This is a genomic window from Legionella stuttgartensis (assembly GCF_977063405.2).
In genome coordinates, this window is record NZ_CDRUHA020000044.1 from 145,953 (window position 1) to 169,359 (window position 23,407).

Sequence of the window (23,407 nt, forward strand, 5' to 3'; positions counted from 1 at the left end):
CCACGTTCATATTTTGGAGTTTTGCTTCAAAATATGAATGTATTATGAATGATAGGCTTTTACTTTATCTTTACCTGATTGTTTCGCTGCGTAAAGAGCATGGTCAGCAGCCTTTATTATCTCGTCAATAGTAGCACCGTGTTTTGGTGCTTCTGCTACGCCAATGGAGATGGTAATATTATTCAAAGGATTACCTTTAAAAAATATGGGTGCTGTGCGTATCTTTTCGCGAAGTCGCTCCATTTTACCCACCGCATTATCCAATGAGGCATTTAACAACATAACGACAAATTCTTCGCCTCCGAAGCGGAAAGAAATATCACTTTCACGGAAACTTTCCTTCAATAATTTCCCAATCAATTTAAGTACCTCATCCCCCGCTAAATGACTGTAGGTATCATTAAATTTCTTGAAATTATCGATATCCAGCATCGCCACACACAATGTATTTTTCTCCCGAGCAATTCGAATTAATTCCCGCGATAAAATATCATTTAAATACCGGCGATTATAAAGATTAGTTAATGGATCATGTAATGATAACTCACTCAATGATACGCGCAGATTAATATTAGCAATGGCAAGCTTCACAATATTACCAAATGAATTTGCCATGTCTTGTTGGTGTTGAGTTAACTTTTTACCTTTTGGAGCAAGTAGATGGATAACACCTATTAATTCATTTTGAACCATGAGCGGTAATGCCATATATCCTCCTTGAGGAGGAGTCTTATAATGGGCACAAGGAACTGATTTATTCGGATCATCAATCACATTGGTAGTCGCTTCACGAATGGAAAAACAATCCATGGGAAAGAAAGTCTTTGGGAGTAGTTGTTCTTTTCCCCATTGAACTACAGTTTCCATTTGATTTACCCCTTTATTGTAAATGGATAAGCCACCGCTTAAATCAGGAAATAAATCTTGAGCAATTAAATTGATTCGTGGATAAGCCTCTTCGGTTGTAATACAAATTTGCAATGAACGATTTAATTTATTTAATAAGCTTTCATCATGCTCCAACAACTTCAATTCATTTAAAGTTTCCATCGTTTTTTCATTTAGTTCTCGCATTTTTTCTTCATTTTGAATACGATCACTGACATCTTTCATTTGCATAATAAAATTAATCGGTTCTCCCTGTTCATCACGAATGAGTGTTGCACTAACCATCGCCCAGATAATGCTGCCATCTTTTCGAATATAACGTTTTTCCATATGGGAGATACGTAACTCGCTCTTCAGAAGTTTATTCAAGGCATCTTGAGTCATAGGCACATCATCGACATAAGTGATATCCAGCATATTTTTACTATGTAATTCCTCACTGCTATACCCTAAAATTTCTTGCAATGTCCGATTCGTATGGATGAATTTTCCTTCAGGTGTAACAATGGCCATCCCAATAGGTGCATTTTCAATAGTATTACGAAAACTCTCTTCACTGCGTCTTAAATCGGATAAAAGATTCGAACTATATATTTCCAGATAAATTGACTTCATTAAAAATTGATTAACTGTTGTGGTACCATAAAGCACAATAAGCGTATAAAGCACCGTGGCCATAAATAATATTAACGATAATGAAGGCGTAATTGATACTGATAAAAAAATCAGGAGTAACCATATTGGAGTCATGAATGCTACAAAAGCACTGTGAATGGTTAGCAATTTAGCTGCAGGAGCTCCAAGCAGTCCAATCAGATAGACAAAAATGGCCATCCGAGCAAGCGGATTGTCTATATAAAGAAACAGCAATCCACCTAAAGCCCATAAAATACCTGATTGTAAGTTATTTATTATAAAATATTTTTTCCAAAAAGAAGCGCGAAATAAGACCTCTTGCTTTTTTTGCTGATGATACCGAAATAAGAATAGTCCTCTTAATAATTGATTGAAAACAAACATCAACAGTACCCAAGATACTACTAAATGTTTGTCATTTACTTGGGGCCATATGATTAAGGCATAAATGATGGTTGCAAAAAAATCCGCAATCACTAGAACATAAAATTTTTTATATGACTCGGTTATAAGCTTATTTTCTATTTGAGCGCTCGTAACACCGGGAAAGTCCATTAAAAATCCTTCTTAAGATTTCTGCAGCTATTAAAATAATAGTATTTATTTATGGAATATCCAGAATACCCTAAAGACAACTTTACAATTTTGTTATATAAATTGACGATTATGAAATAATGTCTTACCTTGAATATTTAAAAAAGGGATATCCACTCTTCCTGCGCATATATCAACCGATTCTCTACTAAAAAAGGAGCACCTATGTTAATTAAATTGATGCTTGGGGTTCGTCAGTTTCAAGATGGATCTTTTAAACAAATGGAAGACCTGTTCAAACAATTAAGTGTAGGTCAAAGCCCTGAAATTTTATTCATTACATGTTCTGATTCACGTTTATCAAATCTTTTAATACAAGCAAAACCTGGTGATATATTTGTCATTCGTAATGTAGGCAATATCATTCCACCTTCTCATGTTCCATCAAGTGAAGCTGCTGGCCTTATGTTTGCTTTAAGCGAGCTTCATAGCATTAAAGATATTATTATTTGTGGCCATTCACACTGCGGTGCTATGAAAGGTTTATTAACTCCCAACCTCAAGGAGCGTCTACCTGAAGTAGCCTCATGGCTTACTCATTCACATTCTGTCTTAAAACAAATGAATGACTCTAAAGAATCTCTTCCCGATGATTTCAATTTAAAAGTACTTCAGGCTACTAAATTAAACATTTTAGCTCAGATGGAGCATTTAAAATCATATCCATTAATTGCTGAAAAATTGAAACGTAAAGAACTCACTCTTCATGGTTGGTTCTATGAATTCGAAACAGGTGAGGTTCTTGTTTATGAATCGAGCATTGATGAATTTGTTCCACTTGAAAAAGCATTGAGCTTTGCTATCTCCACACGTAGGGATAAAATTATTGAACAAGTAGCAATGAAATATCTAGAACCCTTCACCAATCCTCAGACAGCACAAGACTATAGGAAGTTAATGCAGTTATTTTCACTTCTTGAAAACAATTTATTACCCATCTGGCAATCAATAAAAACAGAGGTTACTCAAAAAGTATGGGGAGAACTGGGGGGATTTTATTCCAGCACAGATGATGTCCAATTCAATAATATGTTGGAAGAAGGTTATCAGTTAAAACTGATGAATTTGAAAGATTTTCAAAAAAATATCTCCGAATCAATTGGTTATCAGAATTATATTCGTAAGACAATGTATCAGTCATTTTTTGCACCAATTCCTAAATCAATTCCTGAGACCATTAGTAATTTATTAAGCTTTAATCATTAAAAATCATAGAGACCAGAGCATTCTGGTCTTTAGGCCACAGAGTATTATTGAAGAGAAATCCTTAAATAGGTTTATGCAACTCCAGTTCTAACCCAGAACAATATCTATTTAATTTACAAAATAAAATTTTTAGTCTAAATAATATAAACAAAGGGATTTTAATTTGGGTACTTATGAAAAAATGGTCTGGATTTCTCATATCTTTGGTAGTGCTTATCCTCATAGCCTACTATTTCATTGGTTTAACAATCAAAAGCACTCTAAATAAAAATATAGACTCAATACCTAAAACTTCCGCATTTAGTGTTCATCTTGATAAATACCACCGTGGTTGGTTTTCATCTAAAGCGGTATTAACACTAAAGATGTATATTCCCGCTCAAAGCACAACTGATAAAGATGGAGTCACTAAAACAGAACCGCCGGTTGATTTGAATATGGATATACCTATTCTCATCAAACATGGACCTTTTTTAACGACACCCAATGGCATCCGTTTTGGATTAGGTCTCATTACTACACAACCTGCAACTCATTACGAAGCCTTTATAAATTATCTGAATAAAACTGTTTTCAGATACACGCTTCCTTCTTTTTCCATGGAAGGTAAGATTGGACAAAATGAAGGCGATTTTCAGTTCGATTGGCAAGGTTTAACTTCTTTGCTCTGTGTTTCTTCTAATCTTGATTATATCGATGGTAATTTAAGATTATTAGGATTAAACGGAAAAGCCAACAATCCTGCGAATACTCAAAGTAATGTGGTCTTCAAAGTTGGCGAAGTCGCCTATGATTATAAATTTAAAAGACACCAAGAATGGTTATGGCTTGGACAAACACGCTTTAAAATTCCTTCTGTTGCAGTCAATCTAGCTGGTGCAAAAAATTTCGAGCTTACTGGATTCGATTTCTCGGCTAGCTCTGATGTTAATGATGATGCACTGAACATCGACTTTAAACTGTCATTACAAAACTTATTTACTAATAATCAGAATTATGGGCCAGGTATTTTACACTTGAATTTTAGAAATCTGGATCCAGCCATTGTAGCCAAAATCAATCAACAAGAATTCAATATGATTCAAAATAATAGCGACCCTAACTTCGTTACACTGGCATTCGCAACGGAATTACCCAAACTCGTTGCCAAAGGGGCGATATTAGAGATTTCTGAAATGAAGCTGAACCTACCTGGTGGAGAAATTATAGGGAACTTTAAACTATCAGTACCCAAAGGCGAAGGAAATGACCTCTCTCAAGTAATGCAAAAAATGCAAGGTGAAGGTTACTTTAAGGCACCTAGAACAACAGTAAAAGAACTGATGACCGCATCTATTAAAAGTGATCTAGCTAATAACACCAACAGTTCTAACAATACTCAAACCACTCCAGAGACCCAAGTAACCTCACCTGGATCGACTACCCCAACACAAATCTTATCTAATACTGATAATGACGCAGCAAACAAAGCCGACAAAATATTACAAGATCTTGTCAGCAAAGGCTTTTTAAAGATTGAGGGTAACGATTATGTATTGACGTTTAAATTAGAAAATCAAAAGCTGATTGTTAATGGTCAGCCATTTAATCCCGATATGTTGAAATAATTTCGGACGGATTACTTTAAAAAGCCCCCTATCAAGTCGATATGGGGCTAACTATTTTTACGCAATAGAGAGCTTTTGACAGCTGGTATATCCTGGACTAGGACGGTTAATATAGTTATCTATAAGCTCGGCTAACATACCCATCTTTTCTGACATAGGCATATCTGCTGTTAAAAGTCCTTGGGTTATACCTTCAAATATTTGAGCCAATGGAGTTGACGATTGATTTGAGTTTAATTTCTGCTTAGAAAGGAGTTCTTTCTCAAGAGCCTGATGAATTCCCTTCATTATTGAGTAAGAATCAACTTCTTTTTGAGCCACAAGCTCCGTAGAGTCCTCTTCCTCTTTTGCAGTAGAAGATAATAGTCTAAGTGGTAGTTTTGGTGTACGTATTTTTGTAGGACTAAAAAAAGTAATCTTACTAGCAGCTATTGCTTCGTTTTTAGGTAGGTTTTCATGACTTTTTTTAAAGTTAACTTCTAACCAGTTGACATACCGAGATGGATCCTCCACATGAATACAAAATTTATCATGATTACATTCTGTTTTAATATTCACACCTTTCTCAATGCGAGCAACATGCTTTTCAACCACAAAGTATTCTTTTGTTGCTTGAAACGGAAGTAAGATACTCCCTGGATAGATGATAAAATTATAACCTAAATCGGCTCCTAACAACATAATGGAAGGACTTTCTTCGGTAAGGTAATCCTGAGAACGATGAAGCCATATTTTGGGATCATCTGCTTCGAGGGTATGACGGCTCACAAACTCAGCACTTGTTTTGTCAATCGTTGTCTTAAGACCTTCTACAGTGCTATAAAGTGGCATTATTTGTTCTAATTTTTCATTGAAATTATTTTGGCTCACCCAATCACGCCAACGCACTATTTCAAAATTTTTTCCTTTCTCTGCTGCTAATTTATTGATAATCTGAATTTTTTCATCCATTGTCAGGCAAGGATAACTATTATTAAAACTTTCTGGATTTAGCCCTAAAGGTGCTAAGAACGCAGCAAGATTAGCTTTTAAATATAAGTCACCTAACTCTATGGCCTTCCTTTTAAGAGCATCTACATCATCACCAGAGAAGGAAGCTTCCAGATTATGCCAATAAATTTCATCAGCAATCAAAAATGTTGCTTTGCCATGAATGCCAGTATATTCAGAACCAGTTTGATGCATTGCAACCGCTTGTTGCACAATGGCTCCCAAAAATTCACCGGCACAATACTCATTTCCTTTAATGCTTAAAAGAACTAGATCTTTTGTAGTTTTCAAAGAAGGGAACCGACTTTTACTGTTGTCTTTTGAATCAAAACTTGCGGTAATAATTTTGCCGTCTCTTGGACCTTTAATTTTTGGCATCTAATATTTCCTTAGCGTTATTTCTATTACTTCTGTACGCTAGCAATTCACTCTACTACCTAAAAACCCTTTAAATCATGGTGTTACGTACTTAAATTAATATCTTTTGGTTTGGAGAACCAAACCACATTCAATTTTCAATTGAAAAATATAGACATAGTATAATTCATTTTGAAAAAAAAATAACCAATTTTTTTATAAATAGTTTATAATATCCTCACTATTTATTTATTAGAGACAGATTATTTTAGCTGATTTACTATACTTTTTACGAGTGAGTTCATTAACATACTGTCAATCAACAATATTTTTACTTAATTAATGCACATACCTCGGTTATCTAAGTCATTTTATATGGTGGAAAATGGATTCTGAAAAAATAAAAGAATTACACGAAATTATTAATCAAAAGAACGAAGAGATTCAGCAATTAACTCAATCTCTAGAAGAAGAAAAACTAAAATTTAAAAATGAATTACAAGCAGTTCATGATTATTATGAAAATATAATTGCTTTAATGCCAGGACATGTTTACTGGCTTGATAAGAATAATGTTTTTTTAGGTTGCAACGATCTACAAGCAAAAAGTGCTCGCTTACAGTCAAGGAAAGAGATTGTTGGGAAAACCAATTACGATATGCCATGGAAAGATCAGGCAGAAGAATTGAATAAACTCAATAAATTGGTTATGGAAACCGGCATACCACATACTGCAGAAGAATATGCAGTCATGGCGAATGGAATGGGCATTTATTATTCCCAAAAAGTTCCCTTACGCAATCAAAAGAATGAGACGATTGGTGTTTTGGGTATTTCTCTAGACATCACCGAACGCAAAAAAATGGAAGTTGCTCTGCGTCGTGCCAAAGAAAATGCTGAGGTTGCAAACCAGGCAAAAACTGAATTTATTGAAAACATGAGTCATGATATTCATACCCCATTAAGCGGTATTGTTGGAATGTCACGACTTCTAGAAGCAAAAGCAGAAGATCCTGAAAGAAAACAATATGCACGCTGGATTCATGAAAGTGGTGAACAATTATTGGATTTATTAAATGGTGTAATGGAAATCGTTGCCGCAGATAATCTCAAAGAACGAGATGTCCACGAAGAATTATTCGAACTACGCAAAAACATTAAAGATATCGCACATCTTGTTCAACCTACTCTGGAAATGAAAAAAATTCAGCTTAATATCGAAATTGATGATACGGCACCAAATAGTTTTATTACTGATGGTACAAAACTACATCGAGTTTTATTAAATTTAGTAGGAAATGCAATTAGATTCACTGATACGGGCATTGTTACAATTAAAGTGGAAACACTTTCTCATGAAAATAGCTATGCTCAACTCCGATTCAGTGTGATTGATACAGGAATTGGCATACCCCCAGAATTAAAAGATAAAATCTTTGACCGCTTCTTCCGGGCTACGCCTTCTTATAAAAGCCAGCACGGTGGTTATGGTGTAGGCCTTCATGTTGCACAAAAATACTTAAGCCTACTCGGTGGAGAAATAAATTTAGAAAGTGAAGTAGGAAAAGGCTCATCTTTTTATTTTACCCTCACAATGAAAATTGGGTATAACGAGAACAACACACTTACCTATAATGAAACAAAAGCACCGAAGAAAGAAGCAGTATCTCATGGGCCGCTTATGCTTCTCGTAGAAGATAACATCATCTCTCTGCATATGATTGAAAATGTTGTAGAACAAGCAGGGTATGAATTTTATTCGGCGATCGATGGTGAACATGCCTTAGAATTGTTAGAAACTAATGATTTTGACTTAATCATTACTGATGTAGGTATATCTGGTATTTCAGATAAAAACCTCGTTCAGTGTATCCGCGATATGGAACAACGACGTCATAAAACTCCTTTACCGATTATTGGCCTAACTACCAATACCTCAGGTGAAACAGGAGATAATCCTTTGCGTGCAGAAATGAATAAAATATTAACCAAACCCATTCATTTAAAAATGCTCCAAGAAATAGTGAATGGACTCAATTTAGAATCTTCAAAACAAGAAAAATAATTTTGGTTGAATCTTCCATTGTAGCCTGGGTGATGCGCAGCGAAACTCGGGTTAGCTTGATATTGGAGTCATGAGTTTAACTTCAGGTCACTAGTCTAAGTTAATGGCTCTTACCTACGAAATTTAAACCTACGTACCGCACATAAAGCGCGGACGTAGAACGTTCATTCTCTCAGAGCTTGCCTGCGAGATCAGACAATCTGTGAAAGATAAACAAGATATCGTAACCTAAGGGCAGAGAATATAACAAAATTCAGGCCAGGATGTTTATCGAGTTTCAAAATAATTGGTATCTAATGGATAACAAATCCAAGTCAAACTCGAGCCGTTATAATTCACTTCAAGTGTTGTAGTATTCAGAGCAGATAACTCAGGTTGCTTGTCCATATAACATACCTGACGGGCTCCATTTAAATTTACATAATAATACGATTTAGTCGATTTATAATCACTAGGCACATAATAAACATCACCTTGCTTTTCCAAAATAATAGGAGTTCCAGTAATTACAATTTTGCTAGCATAGGAAGCTGCATTGATCATCGTAAACGAAAAAATAATTAATAATAATTTTTTCATAATAATTTCACTCCTTGAAATAATTTTATCGACTCTAATTAATTATAGAACAACAATATTCACTTAATTTCATTGCATTACGAGCACCGAGCGAAATCGCGCTTTGTTGGACATCATATCTTCAAAGGCTTTTTCCGCTTGGGCAAGTGGATACTGTTGAATCATAGGACGAATACCTGTCAATGCACAAAACTGTAATGTTTCCTCTATATCAATTGCACTTCCAGACGGCCAACCTTTTATTGATCGATTACCCCCAATAAGCTGAGTGGAGACAACTTCAATTGGATCATTAGAGGCCCCCACAATAAGAAGTTCGCCTTTATTTCCTAAAGCATTAATTAAAGGAGTAATTGATTTTCCACTAGGTGCTGTTGCCAGAATAACTCGGGCACCACCTAATTTTTGTAATTCAAGAACGACATCGTGGTCATCAGAGTTTAAGTAAATATGGGCACCTAACTGTTTAGCAAGTGATTCTTTATCAGATCCTGAAGAAAGTGCAACCGTTTTAAAGCCCATTTTATTAGCAAATTGAATTGCAAGATGCCCCAGCCCTCCTACCCCCTGTATTGCCACTAAATCACCCGCACGGGCCGCGCTATGTCGTAGTGCATTAAAAGTTGTTATACCCGCACACATTAGTGGTGCCGCTTCCGCAAAAGAAAGTTCATCAGGAATCGCAGCAAGTGCTTCAACTGGTGCTATCATATATTGTGCATATCCTCCATCAAAATGTAATCCTGTAATTTGATGGTTTTCACATAAAATAAAATCACCATGTCGACAAGGAAGACATTGTCCGCAACGAACTCCTGCCCAACCAACTCCAACACGTTGACCTTGTTTCCATTTAGTACTATTGGCCCCAACCTCATCGATTATTCCAGCTATTTCATGACCTGGAATTCTTGGAAATTGAAGATTGGGCCATAAATTTTCTTTCACAAATACATCGGAATGACATACGCCGCAGGCTTCAACTTTAATACGTACTTGATTTGCCCCCGGCATCACTAAGTCTTTTTCAACAGTTTCCCATTCTCCTGATTGATTCACTTGTACTGCCTTCATCGTTTTCATTGCTCATATCCTTATGTAAGTCAACAATAGATGGAGATTATGCATAATCTAAAATCAGCTATTTAAAAACCTCACTATCCTGATTGTAGACAATCCATGCAGAATTTCACGGTGAATAAGTTTCCTAATCATACTCAGGGTGATTATTTTCAGCATGTGAAGAAAACTAGGGCGAAGATTTTGGGTGTTTTTAAACATTGAGAACGATTATAATTCTTTGATCACAACAGCTTAACTTAGATTACAGGATTATCATGAATACTCTGGATTGGCTAACAAAACTTATCGCTTTTGATACCACCTCGCGCAATTCCAATCTATCACTAATAGAAACACTAGCTAATGCATTAAATGATTTTCATATTAATCCCATTTTAATCCATGACAATAAAGGCTTAAAAGCAAATTTACTTGCATCCCTCCCTGATCGTCATGGTCAATTCAATGGTGGGCTTATCTTGTCGGGTCATACGGATGTAGTGCCCGTTGATGGACAAGCATGGGACAGCAATCCATTTCAAGCAACGGTTAAAGACGAGAAAATATATGGTAGAGGAGCTTGTGATATGAAAGGCTTCATTGCTGTAGTTATGAGCCTAATCCCACAATTGAAAGCACTTAATCTCAATTTCCCAATACATTTTGCTTTTTCTTACGATGAAGAAATTGGTTGCCTTGGTGCACCAAGCCTTATTGAGAAAATGACTCACTTAAATTATAAACCCAAAGCATGTATTGTAGGTGAACCAACCTCAATGCAGCCGGTGATCGGGCATAAAGGAATACAATGCTATCGCTGTAAAATTCACGGGGTAGCTGCGCACTCATCACTAACCCCTCAAGGGTGTAATGCGATAGAACATGCCGCATCATTTATTACTTATCTTCGCGATATGGCGCAACAATTTAAATCACAAGGACATCATGATACCTCTTACGATGTACCCTATACTACAATTTCCACCAACCTCATTCAGGGCGGAAACGCTTATAATACAATTCCCAGTTTATGTGAGTTTGTTTTTGAAATTAGAAACTTAGTGGCAGATAATCCAGTACAACTCCATCAACAAATCATGGATTACCTCAACGCCCAACTAATTCCATCTCTGCGCAAAGAACAATTGAATACGAACGTGGTCTTGGAAACACTCGCTAAAGCACCAGGATTAGATACACCATTATCAGAACCCATTGTGCGTGCTGCCCAAGCAATTTGTCAGAATCAAGAACAATTAAAAGTCGCTTATGCCACGGAGGCGGGGTTATTCCAACAAGCAGAAATACCTACTATTGTTTGTGGTCCAGGTAGTATTGAGCACGCACATCGGGCTAATGAATTCGTTGCGCTTGAACAATTACATCGTTGTGAACAATTCATTCTCAAAATGCTGCAATCACCATTTCTTAGAAACTTTGAATGACCAATAGTTACTGCTCATAATTCTTTTCCAAGATGAGAAAAACATGATAATCCTATATATCCCATTCCATGAACATAATGATCTCATTGCCAAGGCAATCCATTGGAAAGAAACGCTTAAAAATCAAAATATACTCATCTTACAATATGGTACTCCAATTGATTATAAATTAATGAAAATGGAACATCTCACCATCTATATACTCGCACATGGGGTGAATCATTTATTAGAACATTATCACTTGACCAGCACTTATCCTATTACCAGCCAAACGAACTTCCTTAGTATTGATAAAATAGCAGAGCGTTTTAACTCTGATTTTGTTTTCGTACATTCTAAAGTCAAAAATATAAAGCTTTATTTTTGTAATAATCAGGGAAATCAGCAGGCTATAGCACAACAATTCCACAAAAACTTGGTGTTGTTTGATGCGTACATTAATTATTATACCGGCACACTTTTTGGTCCTTCACAAAATAATAAAAAATATTCTTTTTATCGTGGTCTATGGTATAGCAGTTCGAAAGTACGTGAGACCTTACATAAAAAAAAGTGGCTTGATTCAGATGAGAAAATGAATATAAAAAAGCTAACAATTTTTAATTCTTTGGTAGAAGCCAAGCAAAAGCGGATTGATTTCAATCTGAGAAGACAGGAAAAAGCACATCATGAACTATTAACACACAGGAGGAACATAGAGTCGGATCATCAACAACCAAATAATGAAAAGATGAAAGACAAAGAAAAAAAACATGTTCTATCACCTGGATAGCAGAAAACGAATTAAATCATCTTCTTGTTATTTTAATGGAGTAATTTTAGCCATAGTGATAATATAACACCCCCCACCTCTTCATTCGGGCTGTTTCTATGAAAGACTGGCTAAAACTTTTTTTTGCCCAAAAGGACGGAATCCTCCTCACCTTAAATGGCAAAACCTTTAGAAAATCAGATTGTCAATGGCTGGGTGGTGGCTCTGAAAAAAATGTGTACCAAATTAAAGGAACAAATCAATGCTTTTTTATTCCTAATAAATTTGATAAAGAGATCATTTATGAAGGAAAAATAATATCCAGTGAAGATTTTTGGAACAGTAAAATTCAAAAGGAGCAATCTTTACTCGATCAAATCAGTGCATTAGGCTTAAAAACTCAACGTTTTGAAATCTTACCCCTAAAAATTGAAGATCCAGGAAAGGCTACTTATTCCCTTAATGTTCTGGTTACAAAAGATTTTAATAGCCTATGCAAAGAAGAGTCTATTGTGATTTATAACAGAAAAGGAGAACAAAAAGTCATTGGTAGTCCTCCTCAGTTCATTACGATGAAAGAGCAATTCAAAGAGAAACAGTTTGCTCAAAAAATGCTTAAAAAAATTATAACCGAATATGCAGTTGCGTTCACATTTTCATTACCCATAAGTATCCTACACCCTGTTGATGACAGTGAGCATTTCTGTTTTGAATTACCCAAGGACGCTACAGAACCTCCTGTAGCCCGGTATATTTTTTGGGATGTCGTATCAGATTTTTATGGAGCTGATATTCCCATAGTCCCCACATTAAAAGAGTTAAAGCAGGGCTCAATGGGAGAAAAGCCATGTACCTTTTCTAAAAACCCTCTTCAAGGATTAATCGACCTTACTTATCAGATTGCTTCTCCCTTGCTTGAAATGTGCCCCCCAAAAATGGAAACCATCAGTGTGGATTCTTTAGCAGCAGATCTGCTCGCCGCTCTAAACGAAGATGATATTCTCAATGAAGCTCTAGCCCATGCGAGAAAATTAGCCTCGAAATTCATTACTAACCTATTAAACGAAGCTGAACATAATAAAATAGATAATGAGGCCTTTGTTATATTAATGCACTCTGTTATTTCAATAGGCGAATTTGATTTATTCTTACGGGCGTTTCAAGTATTGGAAAATCCGGCTGATATGCCACAAGAAGATGTCGACAACATTATCTCTATCGCTCAAATATATAAGGTTCAACCTATCATTGACTATCTGCATATTCATCTTGTTCAAGAAAAAGCCAATAGAGAGGCCGAAAGAAATATTCTTCTTGCCCAAGAAAAACCCGATCGAGAAGCAGCAAAAGTGAAAGAAGCTGAAAAACGCCACAAGGAGTCTGAATTATTAAAGAACGATTTTTTGCAACACTACGAACAAAAATTGTTCCAGGACAAAAGCGCTTGGTGTGGTATTTATTCTTTTTTTGCTAAAAGTTATGTCAATAAGGATTTGAGCTTGGATGAATTAGTAGAGCATGCTCAAGGACGTTCAAAACATGGTAACGGCAAACGCAGTAAGGAAATCATGCAATCAATGGGTTGGCTGGATGAAAATAACCAAGTAACAGATAAAATAAGTAGTTACATTATGTAAAACAGTATTGTAATTTCAAAAAACGATTTAATTAGGGTAGATAATCATAGAGTTTTTTATGGTTTATTTTTCCACTATTGGTTAATGGAATCGCGTTAATGAAATATACTTTTACTGGAATCTTATATTGTGCAATATATTGAGTTAGAAAGTTTTTAAGTTCCGATTCCGTCAACTGTTTCCCGTCTTTGAGTACTACAAATGCTATAGGAACCGCGCCTTCATGGGAATCTGGGATTCCAATTACTGCAGCCGTTTTAATGGCAGGATGTTGATAAATCGCAGCTTCAACTTCACCAGGCATTATGTTTGAAGTATTCCGAATAATTATATCCTTAACCCGCCCAGTAAAATAATAATTTCCTTTGCTGTCTTGTTTCGCACTATCACCCGTTTTAAACCATCCATCTATAAATGCTTTTCTCGACTCGCTTGGATTATTCCAATAATTCAGCATCACCATATTTCCCTTTATCAGGATTTCTCCCTCCTCCCCTTGTGGAACCTCTTTTCCTGATTGATCCACTAAACGGAGTGTTACTCCATGAACGGCTTTACCAATGCAACCTTTTGGGGGATTTTCATCGCGATTGACTGTTAACCAAATAGCCTCAGTCATACCATAACCCACATGAATTGGCTTTCCAGCGCAAGCCGTAAATCGTTTTTGAACCGCTTCAGGCAATACATCGCCCCCTGTATAAACACCACGTAGCGAAGCAAACGTATCTGAAGTACAACGACCTGAATCTAAAATTTTCATAAGTGTATCAATGTGCGGAACAGCTAAAGTAGGTCGGTGTTTCAATAATCCATCTAAATAATTTTGCAGGTGAAAACCATCATAGACGAGAACAGAACCTCCTCGTGATAAAGTAGAAAAGGTTTCCATAAAACCACTGATATGGCATTGGGGTTCACAAACAATTATTTTATCTTGAGCAGTAATTGTACCTAAAGCCTCCGAAGTTGAATCCAATATTGCCTCAATCGAGCCAAGCGTATGAACTACCCCTTTGGGCTGTCCAGTGGAGCCTGAAGTATAAAAAATTACTGCAGGACTGCTGTAAGAAAGATTTGATACCGTAAACTCAATCGGGTTATTCATGATGTTGGAAAACGAAGGATATCCGTTTGACAACCCTTCTCCAACAACAAATACCTTCCTAATATTTGTTGCAGTTAAATCAATAGACTCTAAAAGCGATAGTTTTTCCTCCTCAATAATCAAATAATAGGGTTCGGCGTCTTGAAGCACTCGCTCCAACTCAGGCGACGCATAACGGCGATTTATAGGCATTGCAATACAGCCCGTCTTAAAGCAGCCTAGATAAATGGAAATTATTTCAACGCTATTTGGAAGCATAAATGCAATACGCTCACCTTTTAATCCTTCTTGAAATAAAAAGTTGGCGAAACGATTTGCAGTCCTCTCCAGGTCCTCATAAGTGACACTCTTATCCTCAAATATAAGTGCTGGTTTATGTGGAATATTTTTGTTTTTAGAGTGAATTAAGTTTTTAGTAAACATAGTCCTCTTATACTCATGTTTTTTGAATCCTTTGGTTAATACTATAGGACAAATTTCTAGGATGCATGGTAATTACGAGATGAATTTATTGATAATTTAGTTGAAATTGATAGGCCGTATAGGGTTCGAACCTATGACCAAGAGATTAAGAGTCTCCTGCTCTACCAGCTGAGCTAACGGCCCACTTTAAAAGGATTTGTAAAGGATGCAGTTAACATTCATATCTTGTTAACTGTTAAAATATTAGCTGATATCGATAAAATTTCCAACTACTCGACAAATTATTACGAATATCAAAGTCTTATCTGATTTGTATAGTGTAACCTTAGTGGCTCCCGCGAACACATCGCGGGACCTGGTTCATAAAGCCTTAACTCGGAGACTCTACAGGATAGAATGTCCGGACCGTATATTTTTCACGGTATGCGAGAATTAGAAAACCGATAACCCCCATTGCCAGAGTCACAGGGATAACCCCTACTCCATAAACAAAAGCCCCTGCTTCTCGAATTCCCCCGTTTATATTGACTACAAAACCTATAATAGTATGGAATGCATAACCAAAAATCATGATAATCATATTGGCAATTGCTGTAGTGAGGCCAGCAAGATGCTCGGGCACATAAGTAGAAACTTTATAAATAGCCAGGATCTGATAAGCACAACACATTCCGACCAATATGAAAGACATTGTAATACTAGATACGGTTAACATACCCGCAACAAGTGCAGCAAACACCACACACATAGTTATTCCTGCTGCAATGATTGTTCCCAGGTAATATCCTGATTTTTCGGCTATCAAACTTAAAATTGGAGAGCCAAAACACATGCCAATAAAAATCATTGAAGGTAAATAGTTTGCTGTTGATGTATCCAAACCATATACCTGTTTTAAAAAGCCAGACCCCCAGACATCAGAAAAGCCTTCAAGAGGGCCTAGCATAAGCCCCGCAAAACAACACATCAAAATGACTTTTTTATTGGTAAAAACCGTTTTGATATTGGCAAGGACTGATGTGTGATAAGTGGGTTTCTCATCGGGGACAATAAAATAAGTCACACAAGCAAGCACGAGGCCAATAGCAATAAATACTTCGACGACTATTTTATAACCCACGGCATGACACATATAACTTACAGGACCGCCACCATAAACAGCACCAATAAGTCCTATCATCACTGAAAAACTAAGCATTCGCGAAAAGTGTTGCTCTTTAAATGTCATGCGTATTATTTTAAATGTTCCCAAAATTGCAGCTGAGGATCCAATACCAATAAGCGCTCTTCCTATAAGCGGGTACATCCAATGATCAGCAAAAATCAGTGGCAACAAGCCAAGAACAGGAAGTAAAATGCATAAAGTCATTACTTTTCTTGGGCCAAAACGATCCAACATGATCCCAATAGGCAAATGCATTAACGAGTAACCAAGATAATAAACACCAGAAAATTGCCCAAATACTGTCGCATCAATATGAAATTGCGAAGTAATATCATCCATCATAATATTGGGCATCACTCTAAGAACATATTGATATGCGTAAAATATTGACGCAATAAACCATACAAACCAGGCAACAACTCGAGATGTAGACATAAAAATCCTCAAAAAAACAAGCAGCTAATACACGCACATTGGTTATTACCTATGCATTAGAAAATATTTTAATCCATTTGTTGTGAAATTTTATTGCAAATATAAGCGTATATTTCGATTATTTAGATATTAATTTTAATTAATTATCATTTATTAGATAAAAATGCTAATATTTAAAATATTCATGTTATTTTTTAAGAATTATGGATCGTACAGACAAAAAAATATTAGATATCCTTCAGTCAAATTGTCAAATTAACAATCAAGAACTTGCAGATATGGTCGCGTTATCCCCTTCTCCCTGCCTTCGTCGGGTCAAATTGTTGGAGGATAATGGTTATATTAAGAAAAAGGTTGCTCTACTTGAACCCGAAAAACTAGGTTTAAAGTTATCCGTGATTGTTTTGGTTGGATTAAATAGTCATCAGCCCGCAGCAATGAGTCAATTTGAAGAGGCTGTTCGTTTTCTCCCTGAGGTCGTTCAGTGTTATTTAATTACCGGTCAATCTGCAGATTACGTCTTAAAAGTAATCGTGCCCGATCTAAATGCTTACCAATCGTTCCTATTAGATAAACTGACGCGTATCAATGGGGTGACTAGCGTACAATCAAGCTTTATATTAAGAACCATTTGTGAAACGACTACACTTCCCTTAGATCACCTGGATTAGAGATGTATATCCTTTATTCTGGCAAATGACTTTCTATTGATTTACTTATTGAATTTAAACAATAAAAAAAGTAAGGTATTGCGTCAATTAATAGGAGTACATTATGACATTGAAGTTTTTACCTTTTGTTTTAGCTGGATGTTGTCTAGTAAATACTGTCTCTTCAGCCCCTCCTCCCAAATACATTGATAAAGATGGACCAGTTTGTACCAGTATGCTTTGTGCATTTAAAAATCCTGGTGGGCTGTATGTAAGCGGTACAGGTTATTACGTACAACCAAGCGAAACAGGTATAGGCTTAGTCACTGATAGCTGGTTATTTAATGTTCCTGGAGGAACTCAAGCTGAAAGCAAACCATTTGATCCTGATTATCAATGGGCGGGCAGTGTAGCGGTTGGTTATGATATTCCAATGTCGGCAAATAATATTGAAGTAAACTACCTTTATTTAAAAAATAAAACACATGCTGTAAATACTTTTGCTAATGGTTCCACTTTATTTGGAAGTATTTTATTCCCTGATGCTTTTATTCCTAGAGATTTTCTTCCTGATTTAGTGAGTGATGCTTATTTAACTTACAGGGTAGATCAAGCAGATGTTCGTGCTGGAAGAAAATACAGCGATACCTCTGGTGTATTTAAAATACGTCCCTCTCTTGGGGTTCGGTATGCACAAATAAGACATAACTTATCTTTTGCTGCTCCAGGTCATGTAACGAGCAAATTCAGCGGTGCTGGTCCTTTATTCAGTCTTGACGGTCATTACGACCTGGGTTATGGGTTTGGTTTGCTTGGTTATTTTGACTACGCCTTAATGGCAGGTTCCATGCAGTCGTTCTCAGAAGTTTTTCTAGGTACCAACTTTAGTTTCAACTGGCCTAAACGTAATCGTGTTGTGAACAACATTACCGGAAAGATTGGCTTAGACTATACCCACGTATTGACGAATACAGCAACTTGGACTGCTGCAATCGGATATCAAATTAATGAGTATTTAAGCGCAATGGATACCCTTAGAGGGTTTACTGGTATCACTGCAGGTCCTACTGGTGTAGCAAATTTAGGGCCCCAACGTATTGCGGGTAATGAAACTAATAATTTTTCGTTCCAAGGATTGTTTTTAAGTCTTACGGTACACGCATAAAAGGATCATAAATACTGTCTTTGAGACAGGCGCTAATGCCCAGATAAAGACAGTATTTATTTTCTTCTCTTAATAATGTGATTGAATTTATTCCTTAACCGATTGAAAATAAAAATTTTCTCAGAATTCCCCTTCCTCATATTCCCAAGGTATATAATTTGAGGTAATACTTAATTAAGCCTCACTAAGTATATTTATAAAAATTGCAGGTAGCAGGCATTTTCGCTGTTATAAACCGTATACTTGTCATTAAAAGGAAGCAAAGATGACAAAAACAGTCGACTATTTACTTCTTGGCGGCGGTCTTTCCTCTGCATTTACTGCCGACACATTGAGAAAAGAAGGGGCTACAGGTAGCATCACCATTCTATCGGAAGAGCCTTTTCTTCCCTATCTTCGTCCTCAGCTTGCCAGAGGTTTTTTGACTGGAACTCGAAAAAAAGAACAATTTATTATATTCAATGAAAGCTACTATATAAAAAATGATATTGATGTATTGCTCAATACAAAAGCTTTGTTTGTTGATCCCAAAAACAAAACGGTGAGAACAGACCATGCTGGAACTTTTAATTTTAGGAAATTGCTTATTGCCACAGGTTGCAATCCTAAAAGAGTTGACTTACCAGGAAGCACACTCGATAAAATCTATTATCTTAAAACCCTCCATGATGCCCAGCCACTTATCCATGAAATAAAACATGCCAAAAAAGTCGTTATTGTGGGAGGAAGCTTTATTGGCCTTGAGATCGCATCTTTATTGGTTAAAAAAAATGTAGAAGTAACCATCATCGCAGAAGAGTTCCATTTATTTAATGTCAGTTCTTCTGCTGAAATTGCTGCTTTTATAACCAACAATGGCGTTGAAGTACTTCTTCATGAAGCGATCAAACAATTTAATGGTAAAAAACATGTACAGTCAATAGAAACCAATTCCGGGAAAATTTTAGCATGTGACTTTGTACTTATTACCGATAAATACGTTCCTGTTGTCGATTTTCTTCAAGGAAGTGGTATTGAGATCGAGGATGGCATTGTTGTGGATCAATACCTGCAAACTAATAAAGATGGAATCTACGCTGCCGGTGATGTTGCTAATTTCTTTGATCCTGTATTTAGAAGATGTCACCGAAATGGAGGGGTAGATAACGCAATCAAGCAGGGAAAAATTGCCGCATTAAATATGATGGGAATGAGAAAAAGTTACAATAGTGCCTCTTATTTCAATCTCCACGCATTTGATAATTACATTGTGATAATTGGTGATACGGTTGATGCTACCGAACGAATAGTAAGAGGTTCAATTAAAGAAAAAAACTGTGCTTTGTTTTATCTAAAAGATGGATTATTGCAAGGGGCCTTTTTTTCCGGACGCCCTATAGAAGAAATTAAAGCAGCAGAATCACTGATTATCAATCGAGTTAATATAGAGCCTCATAAGAAAAAGCTTTTTGATATTAACTTCTCCTTGGAACAAATTGCAATTCAAACCATTCTTACCCTACAAGGTGGCGGTGCTCTTGGTGCTTTTGAATGCGGCGTGGTTAAAGCTATGGAGGAACATGGAATTTACCCAGATATTGTTTCTGGAATTTCTATTGGTGCATTTAATTCTGCAATTATCGCCGGAAACCCCAAACATGCAACCGAAGCCTTGGAAGGCTTTTGGAATGATCTCGCTCAGGATATGTTCAGTGTTTCTGATGAACAAGCACGACGTATTCTCTCTTCCTGGCATACGATCATTTGGGGATCGCCCAACTTCTTCCTTCCAAGATGGTCTATGCCGATTTTCAGCGTCGATCAATTACCAATTCACTGGACAAGTTTTTACGAGACCTCATACGTTAAGGATCTTTTACGTAAATACGTCGATTTTGAAAAATTAAAAGACAGCCCTGTTCGCTTGCTGGTAATGGCAGTTAACGTTGAAACATCTGAATTTGAAACCTTTGATAGTTATACAGATGACATTACCCCCGATCATATTCTTGCTAGCGGAAGCTTGCCTCCTGGATTCCCGTGGACAACTATTAATAATAAACACTACTGGGATGGTGGGATTATTACCAATACCCCAATTGATTCAACGCTTGAAGTCTGTGGCCAATCCAACAAGAAAATCTATATTGTCGAACTTTATTCACGAAATCGCTCGCTTCCTAAAAATATGATCGAGGTTCTTTCAAGAAAAGATGAGATTTTATTCTCAGAAAAAATAAGAAAAGACATCCACACAACGGATCTTATCAATAACTACAAAAAACTAATCGAACAAATTTTGAACTATTGTGAGCCTAATATAGCTGAAGAGATACGACAATTCCCCACTTATATTCAAACAATGGGTGATCCAGGAATACAATCCATCACCAGAATAATACGAGAAGTAGGCAAAAATGATCCGTGTGCATGGGATTCTGATTTTTCAAGGGAAACCATAGAGCAGCACAAGAAAAATGGTTATAAGGCTATGAAAAATATATTAAAAAAAGAGGCATTAGCAAAGCGCAAAAAATAAGGATCATCATGCTCTGGGCTCTGATTTCTCTATTTTTTTTCTGGATGGTATTCCGCGAACTCACCGGTCACTTACCTATATCCAAAGGTTATCTCACCGTGTCGCTGATCTTGGCTTTGTTATTTGCATGGCCCCCCTTTCATCACTGGCACTTCGAGCGTTTTTTAACTAAAGTAGCCAATCAACTAGCTGAGGGACATCCTGCAAAAGTCCATTGTAATACCTTATTTGATACGCTTTTTGATGAAGAACCAAGAGTTTACGGCCATGCTGATCCTAAAACCGGATACATCGTCATCCAATACCCAAAATGCTCCTTATTGATGAGTTATGTGAAGCATCCTCAACGTGCAACCCTGGATGAACTGATCAGCCTGGATATCTTAACTCATGAAAGCATGCATGCGCGCGGTGAATACAATGAGGCAAAAACTGAATGTGAGGCCGTTCAAAGAAATTATCGCACTGCAAAACTACTTGGAGTACCCGATAATATCGCGAAAAAAAATGCTCTTGATTATTATAAAAATTTTTACCTTAATCGCAATGATGGTTATTTCTCTAAAGAATGCGCTCCAGACAAGGCAATGGATGAGCATTTAAGTGATTCAACTTGGGATGAATCATGAGCATAAACACAACCCAAATGTCCCTCAGCCAACAATCGCGGTAAAATCTGTTGCCCTAAAATGGAAGCAAATTGGTATCCGCTCGTCTTGTAGTGAGCATCTAACCACACGAAATAATCAATCTCACTCCCTGGAATAGGAGTCCTTTCGATACTGACAAAATAAGTGCGCATCACTAACAATGCATCTTCATACACGGCCTTTGCTAGGAATTCCTCATAAGGTCTAACCGACAGAACGGTGACATTTAACTCTTCTAATAATTCCCTCCTTAGTGCCTCCTCATCAGTTTCTCCAGGCTCAATCTTACCTCCGGGTACGATATATTCATCGCGTGGTTTTCCGCGTTTATGTACTGCCAATACTCGATGCTGCGCATCAAAAATTAATGCACCTGCTTTAAAGATTGTTTTCACTAATTGATTCATTTTCTAATATCCCGTCTGTAAAACACGTTAATTGATTTAAAATGGTTGTAGATGGATTACTAATAATACTCTTAGGCGAATTAAATACGGCATCGCATTGTTCACATTGGTGTTGTTGGTGAGGAACTACGGCGAGTAGCTCTTTATCAAAATGAGGATGGGAACAACGAGGACAATTGATGCTGGTTAAATGGAATCGAAGTTCATGAATTGCTTTTTGTATTTGCAATACGCGCACCATTTCAATATCCAGAAGAACCCCATTTATCCAAACCTCACTATAGGTGTTATCAATTACTCGCTTATTTTCACTGTTGTATGCATGAACATGAATTGCACTTTCTTCCAAACGTTTTGCCGTCCAAATAATCGAGGGATTTGAGCCCCAGATCTGGAATCCACCTGGATATTTTGTCTTATCTAAATTTATTTTTCGTTGCGGCATTATTGATGGTCTTTTTACTAATTGATCATCGAGCATCTCTTTGAATCGAATAACCGGATTCACAACACAACGTGTATTGGTCCAGGTTAAATTACCACAAAAACTACAATAATGTTCAAAAGAAGGACGAACGGAAGCCAAGTTCTTATCAAGCAGCACCTTCCCACAATGACTGCAATCCAAACTAACGATATCAAAATCAAAAATCGAGCTCATGGTGAAACTTAAAGCACTCGCTTCGGTGATTATTATCCTTTTTTCTTGCCAAATCAGTTCAACTTCGGGGTACGATTGGTCAATTATTTTTTTACCAGAATGAGTCATTCTTGCATGAATATGCACACCACGATCGAATTTATTATTATGACAATCAAACACAGCAGGTAAAGCGCCCCACACCGCTACTCCTCCGGGAAAACTATCCAGATTAATTGAAATAGGTTGATGTCTTAAAATTTGAGAGTCATTGAGCATAGAGATACCTTAACAAAAGTAATTAAAGTATCCCTCGCCCTACAAGTTGAATAAAACATTACAAATCGGGAGGAATCGAGAATAGATGTAATCATCAACTTGCGTGGATAAAAAAGAATATAAGGAAAACCTTTTTGCATGTCAATAAAA

18 protein-coding genes and 1 tRNA gene are annotated in these 23,407 nt (G+C 36.6%); 10 read left to right on the forward strand and 9 right to left on the reverse strand.

The features are described from left to right. Positions 1-42 precede the first annotated feature (42 nt). Positions 43-2,079, reverse strand: coding sequence for a GGDEF domain-containing protein (locus ACWTEW_RS11535; protein ID WP_454781778.1), 2,037 nt, complete (start codon positions 2,077-2,079; stop codon positions 43-45). A gap of 204 nt (positions 2,080-2,283) precedes the next feature. Between ACWTEW_RS11535 and ACWTEW_RS11540 the strand changes: the two genes are divergently transcribed. After that, positions 2,284-3,324, forward strand: a complete 1,041-nt coding sequence (locus ACWTEW_RS11540) for a carbonic anhydrase (RefSeq protein WP_454781779.1) — start codon at positions 2,284-2,286, stop codon at positions 3,322-3,324. A gap of 173 nt (positions 3,325-3,497) precedes the next feature. Next, complete coding sequence (locus tag ACWTEW_RS11545) at positions 3,498-4,931, forward strand: YdgA family protein (protein WP_454781780.1); 1,434 nt, start codon at positions 3,498-3,500, stop codon at positions 4,929-4,931. Positions 4,932-4,988: 57 nt separating this feature from the next. Here ACWTEW_RS11545 and ACWTEW_RS11550 read toward each other — a convergent pair whose 3' ends face one another. Next, positions 4,989-6,299, reverse strand: a complete 1,311-nt coding sequence (locus ACWTEW_RS11550) for a hypothetical protein (RefSeq protein WP_454781781.1) — start codon at positions 6,297-6,299, stop codon at positions 4,989-4,991. 364 nt (positions 6,300-6,663) lie between these two features. Here ACWTEW_RS11550 and ACWTEW_RS11555 point away from each other — a divergent pair, with 364 nt between their 5' ends. Then, positions 6,664-8,343 (forward strand): ATP-binding protein, encoded by a 1,680-nt coding sequence (locus ACWTEW_RS11555; RefSeq protein WP_454781782.1) that lies wholly within the window; start codon positions 6,664-6,666, stop codon positions 8,341-8,343. 267 nt (positions 8,344-8,610) lie between these two features. Here ACWTEW_RS11555 and ACWTEW_RS11560 read toward each other — a convergent pair whose 3' ends face one another. Together ACWTEW_RS11560 and ACWTEW_RS11565 are read right to left on the reverse strand one after the other, a co-directional pair. Beyond that, positions 8,611-8,922 carry a hypothetical protein gene (locus ACWTEW_RS11560; RefSeq protein WP_454781783.1) on the reverse strand — a complete coding sequence of 104 codons (312 nt, stop codon included), beginning with the start codon at positions 8,920-8,922 and terminating at the stop codon, positions 8,611-8,613. 69 nt (positions 8,923-8,991) lie between these two features. Beyond that, complete coding sequence (locus tag ACWTEW_RS11565; RefSeq protein ID WP_454781784.1) at positions 8,992-10,005, reverse strand: alcohol dehydrogenase; 1,014 nt, start codon at positions 10,003-10,005, stop codon at positions 8,992-8,994. Between the two features lie 254 nt (positions 10,006-10,259). Here ACWTEW_RS11565 and argE point away from each other — a divergent pair, with 254 nt between their 5' ends. The 3 genes from argE to ACWTEW_RS11580 all read left to right on the forward strand — a co-directional run bounded on the left by argE (position 10,260) and on the right by ACWTEW_RS11580 (position 13,817). Beyond that, on the forward strand, positions 10,260-11,429 hold the full coding sequence (gene argE, locus ACWTEW_RS11570; protein WP_454781785.1) for an acetylornithine deacetylase: 1,170 nt from the start codon (positions 10,260-10,262) through the stop codon (positions 11,427-11,429). A 43-nt stretch (positions 11,430-11,472) separates the two neighbouring features. Further along, entirely contained in the window at positions 11,473-12,201 is a 729-nt protein-coding gene (locus tag ACWTEW_RS11575) for a hypothetical protein (protein WP_454781786.1), read from the forward strand. A 98-nt stretch (positions 12,202-12,299) separates the two neighbouring features. Next, on the forward strand, positions 12,300-13,817 hold the full coding sequence (locus tag ACWTEW_RS11580; protein ID WP_454781787.1) for a hypothetical protein: 1,518 nt from the start codon (positions 12,300-12,302) through the stop codon (positions 13,815-13,817). Between the two features lie 31 nt (positions 13,818-13,848). On the opposite strand, the gene ACWTEW_RS11585 is transcribed toward ACWTEW_RS11580, so the two are convergent. The 3 genes from ACWTEW_RS11585 to ACWTEW_RS11595 all read right to left on the reverse strand — a co-directional run bounded on the left by ACWTEW_RS11585 (position 13,849) and on the right by ACWTEW_RS11595 (position 16,948). After that, positions 13,849-15,348, reverse strand: a complete 1,500-nt coding sequence (locus tag ACWTEW_RS11585) for a class I adenylate-forming enzyme family protein (protein WP_454781788.1) — start codon at positions 15,346-15,348, stop codon at positions 13,849-13,851. 110 nt (positions 15,349-15,458) lie between these two features. Then, positions 15,459-15,531 (reverse strand) — tRNA-Lys (locus ACWTEW_RS11590). Positions 15,532-15,718: 187 nt separating this feature from the next. Next, positions 15,719-16,948: an MFS transporter gene (locus ACWTEW_RS11595; RefSeq protein WP_454781789.1), complete on the reverse strand. Its 1,230-nt coding sequence runs from the start codon at positions 16,946-16,948 to the stop codon at positions 15,719-15,721. Between the two features lie 203 nt (positions 16,949-17,151). Between ACWTEW_RS11595 and ACWTEW_RS11600 the strand changes: the two genes are divergently transcribed. From ACWTEW_RS11600 to ACWTEW_RS11615, 4 genes are all read left to right on the forward strand, one after another. Then, positions 17,152-17,619: an Lrp/AsnC family transcriptional regulator gene (locus tag ACWTEW_RS11600; protein WP_454781790.1), complete on the forward strand. Its 468-nt coding sequence runs from the start codon at positions 17,152-17,154 to the stop codon at positions 17,617-17,619. Between the two features lie 103 nt (positions 17,620-17,722). Further along, positions 17,723-18,763 (forward strand): Lpg1974 family pore-forming outer membrane protein, encoded by a 1,041-nt coding sequence (locus ACWTEW_RS11605; RefSeq protein ID WP_454781791.1) that lies wholly within the window; start codon positions 17,723-17,725, stop codon positions 18,761-18,763. Positions 18,764-19,028: 265 nt separating this feature from the next. After that, entirely contained in the window at positions 19,029-21,281 is a 2,253-nt protein-coding gene (locus tag ACWTEW_RS11610) for an FAD-dependent oxidoreductase (protein WP_454781792.1), read from the forward strand. 8 nt (positions 21,282-21,289) lie between these two features. After that, positions 21,290-21,910 (forward strand): hypothetical protein, encoded by a 621-nt coding sequence (locus ACWTEW_RS11615; RefSeq protein ID WP_454781793.1) that lies wholly within the window; start codon positions 21,290-21,292, stop codon positions 21,908-21,910. Here the strand turns inward: ACWTEW_RS11615 and ACWTEW_RS11620 are convergent. Continuing rightward, positions 21,835-22,338 (reverse strand): NUDIX hydrolase, encoded by a 504-nt coding sequence (locus tag ACWTEW_RS11620; RefSeq protein WP_454781794.1) that lies wholly within the window; start codon positions 22,336-22,338, stop codon positions 21,835-21,837. The genes ACWTEW_RS11615 and ACWTEW_RS11620 overlap by 76 nt on opposite strands. Then, positions 22,310-23,257, reverse strand: a complete 948-nt coding sequence (locus tag ACWTEW_RS11625) for a hypothetical protein (protein ID WP_454781795.1) — start codon at positions 23,255-23,257, stop codon at positions 22,310-22,312. The genes ACWTEW_RS11620 and ACWTEW_RS11625 overlap by 29 nt, the downstream gene beginning before the upstream one ends. Positions 23,258-23,407 lie beyond the last annotated feature (150 nt).

Coding starts and splice junctions, on each gene's coding strand:
- ACWTEW_RS11540 (WP_454781779.1), top strand. CDS start 2,284: ATGTTAATTAAATTGATGCTTGGGGTTCGTCAGTTTCAAGATGGATCT.
- ACWTEW_RS11605 (WP_454781791.1), top strand. CDS start 17,723: ATGACATTGAAGTTTTTACCTTTTGTTTTAGCTGGATGTTGTCTAGTA.
- ACWTEW_RS11535 (WP_454781778.1), bottom strand. CDS start 2,079: ATGGACTTTCCCGGTGTTACGAGCGCTCAAATAGAAAATAAGCTTATA.
- ACWTEW_RS11585 (WP_454781788.1), bottom strand. CDS start 15,348: ATGTTTACTAAAAACTTAATTCACTCTAAAAACAAAAATATTCCACAT.
- ACWTEW_RS11545 (WP_454781780.1), top strand. CDS start 3,498: ATGAAAAAATGGTCTGGATTTCTCATATCTTTGGTAGTGCTTATCCTC.
- ACWTEW_RS11580 (WP_454781787.1), top strand. CDS start 12,300: ATGAAAGACTGGCTAAAACTTTTTTTTGCCCAAAAGGACGGAATCCTC.
- ACWTEW_RS11550 (WP_454781781.1), bottom strand. CDS start 6,299: ATGCCAAAAATTAAAGGTCCAAGAGACGGCAAAATTATTACCGCAAGT.
- ACWTEW_RS11615 (WP_454781793.1), top strand. CDS start 21,290: ATGCTCTGGGCTCTGATTTCTCTATTTTTTTTCTGGATGGTATTCCGC.
- ACWTEW_RS11595 (WP_454781789.1), bottom strand. CDS start 16,948: ATGTCTACATCTCGAGTTGTTGCCTGGTTTGTATGGTTTATTGCGTCA.
- ACWTEW_RS11600 (WP_454781790.1), top strand. CDS start 17,152: ATGGATCGTACAGACAAAAAAATATTAGATATCCTTCAGTCAAATTGT.
- ACWTEW_RS11560 (WP_454781783.1), bottom strand. CDS start 8,922: ATGAAAAAATTATTATTAATTATTTTTTCGTTTACGATGATCAATGCA.
- ACWTEW_RS11555 (WP_454781782.1), top strand. CDS start 6,664: ATGGATTCTGAAAAAATAAAAGAATTACACGAAATTATTAATCAAAAG.
- ACWTEW_RS11625 (WP_454781795.1), bottom strand. CDS start 23,257: ATGCTCAATGACTCTCAAATTTTAAGACATCAACCTATTTCAATTAAT.
- ACWTEW_RS11620 (WP_454781794.1), bottom strand. CDS start 22,338: ATGAATCAATTAGTGAAAACAATCTTTAAAGCAGGTGCATTAATTTTT.
- ACWTEW_RS11565 (WP_454781784.1), bottom strand. CDS start 10,005: ATGAAAACGATGAAGGCAGTACAAGTGAATCAATCAGGAGAATGGGAA.
- ACWTEW_RS11610 (WP_454781792.1), top strand. CDS start 19,029: ATGACAAAAACAGTCGACTATTTACTTCTTGGCGGCGGTCTTTCCTCT.
- ACWTEW_RS11575 (WP_454781786.1), top strand. CDS start 11,473: ATGATAATCCTATATATCCCATTCCATGAACATAATGATCTCATTGCC.
- argE (WP_454781785.1), top strand. CDS start 10,260: ATGAATACTCTGGATTGGCTAACAAAACTTATCGCTTTTGATACCACC.